Genomic DNA, 4,284 nt, shown 5'->3' with positions numbered 1-4,284 from the left:
GTTAAAACGCCGATCCCTCCGCGACGCTGATCGGTGGATCGAGGCTAAGATGGAGCAAGGGTAACGGCTAGCGGTTCAAGGAGGCAGAGATGGCGCGTGCTGACCTGCTACTTGACCTCGTCGAAGCCGAGAGACGTGGTGACCGAGACCGATTTCGCGTTCTCGTCGAAGCTGTAATCGCTGAGGAGCGAGCCAACCAGCACCACCTTGTCGCCGACCGCTTGTCCGAGCTGATTACCACTACTGGGCAGAGCGCTCCGCGTGACGACCATGCGGCAGCTATGCGCGACCTGATCCAGGAGATCGTTCCTCAACGCCGCTTGGAAGAGCTAGAGCTTGCACCGGTCCCTCGCCGGGTCGTCGCTGAGTTGATTGAAGAGCAAAAGCGTTCCGAGCTACTCCGCAGCTACGGAATCGAGCCCCGCAACCGACTCCTGTTGTCTGGTCCGCCGGGTAACGGCAAGACCAGCGTCGCCGAGGCGATCGCCTCAGAACTGATGCTGCCCTTCTACGTCATCCGTTATGAAGGAGTGGTCTCAAGCTTCTTGGGCGAAACCGCTGCGCGGCTCGACAATGCCTTCGAGTTCGCACGGACGCGCCGTTGCGTCCTGTTTTTCGACGAACTTGACACCATCGCTAAAGAGCGATCGGATGAACACGAGACAGGAGAGATCAAGCGCGTGGTCTCGACACTGCTGCTCCAGATCGACCGGCTGCCTCCGCATGTCCTTCTAGTCGGGGCGACAAACCACAGCGAGCTTCTCGACCGGGCAGCATGGCGACGCTTCCAGATCCGCGCCGAACTCGAACCACCCAGCCGTGCTCAAGCGACGCGCTTTCTCGAACGCCTCGCCGCCCGGCTGGGCGGTGATCTCGGATTTGCCCCGCGCACTCTGGCGGACAAACTTGCGGGAGCTAGCTTCTCCGAACTGGAAGAGTTCGCTCTCGACGTGCGTCGCAGAGCAGTCCTCGAACTCCCCGACAGTAACCTCCGGAAGATCGTCCAAGAACGTCTGGAGCACAGACGAGATCAGGCAACGGGATGACGGCCGAGCCTCGGCCCCTCCTGGCATTCGGGGCACCAAAGGTTGCAGGCCGACCAAAACAAAAGGCACGCGATCTGCCACGCTTGTCCAAACCAACCAGCGGCAGGCAGGGCGCACGCCTGACACCGCAATTTGGTGAACTGCGCGCGGCGTTCGATGCCGAGCGCGCACGTCTCTCGCCCGACGCGCGGGATGAGGTAGATCCGGCCTTGGTAGTGGTCTTTGACCTCGCCGGCAGCGTCACGGATTTCCGCAACGCGATCGACAAAGTCGACGGGCTGGAGTTCTTGTCTGAATTGATCGGGGAGCAATCTGACCCTGACGACGATTTCCACATGGTGGAGTCCAAGAGCGGCCGTACGGACAAGCCCGTTCAGCACTCCCTGTACCTGATGCTGTCGAACGCAAAAGCGATTGATCAACTCCTCAGCTTGTTCAAGACTTGGCAAACAGACCCAACAACAAAGTTTGCTCGTGGCCTCGGCAGGTTCAAGACAGCGTTCGAACAGCTCACCTCAATCAGACGCTGGGGGCCAGAGGATCGCATCAGAGAGACCGGCCTTCGCGAACAGTGGCAAGAGACGCTCGACCTCGTCGGCCAATCCGTGAGCACTGTGATGGTTGAAATCGAGCTGTGGTACCGCTCCGATGCTAGACAGCGCGCCACCGCGCAAGCGCACGTCGAGCAAGTCATCGCCGACAGTGGCGGGCGTGTGCTCGATCGCTCTCAGATCGGGGAGATCAGCTACCACGCCCTGCTTGCCGAACTGCCGATTCAACAGGTTCATTCACTGACCACCGAGGGTGCCGAGTCGATCCAACTGCTGGCCACAGACGAAGTAATGTTTGTCAGCCCGTTCACCCCTATGCACGTCGCACCGCCGACCACGGAAACGAGTATTCAGTTCGACCTGGAACCCCGAAGAGGTGCCCCTTCTGAGTTGCCTAGGGTCGCCTTGCTGGATGGGTTGCCGTTCGCTAACCATGACGCCCTCGCAGGTCGACTGGTAGTCGATGATCCTGATGGTCTTCGCGAGGACTACCCGCTGGCCTCTCGTTACCACGGCACGGCGATGGCGTCCTTGATCATTCATGGAGACCTTGCCACCCGCAGTGAACCGATCGACCGGCCCCTTTATGTGCGTCCAATCATGCAACCCCACGAGTTCATGTCAGGACACGAACAGACCCTGCCAGACAGGCTGTTCCCTGACCTGCTACACCGCGCGGTCAAGCGAATCGTTGAAGGTGATGCCGGCCACGACCCTGTCGCACCCAGCGTGCGCGTCATCAACCTCTCCATCGGGTCCCAAGCACGAGCGCTCGTGAGAAGGATGAGCCCTGTTGGCCGACTACTCGACTGGCTAGCTCACTCCTACAACCTGCTGTTCATCGTCAGCGCTGGCAATCACCTCGGCCCAATCACAATTCCCGTTACCGTGGCCAGCGACCCCGAATCCGCTCGATCCGCTGCAATCCGAACCCTCCACGACAGTGCGCTGTTGCGCGGCATCCTCCCTCCAGGAGATGCTCTCAACGCACTCACCATCGGAGCGACCCACGCCGACGGGCTCGGCGATATCGACGTACCAGACACCGCCTGGGACATTACGCACCCGAACGGACCTGCCCACTACGGCGCTACGGGACCCGGCGTCGATCGATCAGTCAAGCCCGACCTGCATCACACCGGTGGCAGAGCGCTCTACACCCGCCCTGTCATTCCAGCCGATCGCCTAGAAACCGTTGCCGTGGAACTGGCCCAGACCGCAACTACCGGTCCGGGGCTCCAGGTGGCTGCACCTGGGCGAGCAGGCGCAACCAACCACACCGTCTTCAGCGTCGGCACGAGCAACGCAACGGCACTGGTGACGCGCGAGGCCAGCCGACTCTTCGATGTCCTTGAAGCTGGCTCCGACGATTCAGAAGACGCGCCGCTGCCAGATCCTCAATATCATCCCCTACTAGTGAGAGCCCTCCTTGCCCAAGCGACAAGCTGGGGCGATTGGGAATCGCAACTGCGCCGCGAACTCAAGCTGAGCAATCAGGAAGCTCGTCGACACCTGACCGCGCTTCTGGGCTACGGGCGCCTCGACACAGATCGACTCGGCGCTGGGGCCACAAACAGAGCAGTCCTAGTCAGCGGAGGGCTGATAGTCGGCGACCAACGTCACACCTATGAGTTGCCACTCCCGCCTTCGCTTCGTGCACGCGCAGAATGGCATCGCCTCACCATCACCCTGGCGTACATGGCCCCCACTGTTAGTCGGCTCAACCGCTACCGAAGCGCGAAGGTGTACTTCGCCACTCCAGACAAGCAACTCGCAGGCGGACAACGCATTGATGCGGAGCACAACTCGGTCAGGCGAGGGAGCCTCCAACACGAGATCGTCCAAGGCAGCCGCGCCATGGTGTGCGGCGACGATGACACGTTCCCGATCCACGTTGAATGCATGGACGACGCCCAACACCTTGGTGCTGGTAAGACGGTGCGATACGCACTCGTAGTCTCCATCGAGACAGCAGAGCAGACCTCGACCACGATCCACGACGAAGTACGGGCAAGACTGCGGCAGCAAGCCCGCGATCGCGCGCGCGGCCGGGTACAGAGCTGATATGAACGGCGAAGGACTGCATACTCGGACCCAGCTCCTGTTGGGAACATCAGCGTTGGTCATGATGTCTTGAGCTCTTGCCGAAACCGTGGGGGCTCCGTTCAGACACGACCGTGCGTGTCGCGCATCATGACACCGGCGGCGATCAAGTGTTTGCGGACTGTCCCCGCGGTGTAGCCGAACTTGTTGCCCACACGCTCCAGTGAAGCCCCCTGCTCATACATGGACCGCATCAGCCGAATCTCGCTGATCAACGGGGAGTGGTTGCGGAGGACGACACCGCCTTCTCGCAGGAGGCGAGAGAGTCGCTCGTGTCCGAGGCCAACTTGCCGGGCCACAGCCTTCAGGGACCCGCCGGCAGCGTAAGCGGCTTCCGCGCGCTGGAGGAGGTCTGCGGACGCTCGCGGCGCCTGCTGCGGTTGGTGCCTCCGGCGGTGCGTCCTGTGCTTTCTCGCGCGGATGGACTGGTGTGCTCGCAACATCTGAATCACCGGCGGGGCAAGTTTCGACAAGCTTCCCGCTAGCTCCACCAAACAAGGACGGATCCCGCGAAACATCGCGGGATCCGTCCTTTTGTGGCCCTTCACAGATGAGCATGGGTAGCGGTGTGCGCGTGGGCGTCT

General features: G+C 61.5%; 3 protein-coding genes. 2 read left to right on the top strand and 1 reads right to left on the bottom strand.

Annotated elements, in window-relative coordinates; translation table 11 throughout:
• Positions 1-89 precede the first annotated feature (89 nt).
• Together L979_RS08080 and L979_RS15875 are read left to right on the top strand one after the other, a co-directional pair.
• Positions 90-1,046 carry an AAA family ATPase gene (locus L979_RS08080; protein WP_047691388.1) on the top strand — a complete coding sequence of 319 codons (957 nt, stop codon included), beginning with the start codon at positions 90-92 and terminating at the stop codon, positions 1,044-1,046.
• An 83-nt stretch (positions 1,047-1,129) separates the two neighbouring features.
• Positions 1,130-3,661 carry a S8 family peptidase gene (locus L979_RS15875; RefSeq protein ID WP_231559457.1) on the top strand — a complete coding sequence of 844 codons (2,532 nt, stop codon included), beginning with the start codon at positions 1,130-1,132 and terminating at the stop codon, positions 3,659-3,661.
• A gap of 101 nt (positions 3,662-3,762) precedes the next feature.
• Here the strand turns inward: L979_RS15875 and L979_RS16970 are convergent, their stop codons facing one another.
• Positions 3,763-3,894 carry a hypothetical protein gene (locus L979_RS16970; RefSeq protein ID WP_255349600.1) on the bottom strand — a complete coding sequence of 44 codons (132 nt, stop codon included), beginning with the start codon at positions 3,892-3,894 and terminating at the stop codon, positions 3,763-3,765.
• Positions 3,895-4,284: the final 390 nt, after the last annotated feature.

The sequence above is a fragment of the Kocuria sp. ZOR0020 genome (assembly GCF_000800955.1).
Lineage (GTDB): Bacteria > Actinomycetota > Actinomycetes > Actinomycetales > Micrococcaceae > Kocuria > Kocuria subflava.
The sequence above is the reverse complement of the archived record's forward strand: the minus strand, read 5'-3'. Positions and strand labels throughout refer to the sequence as shown.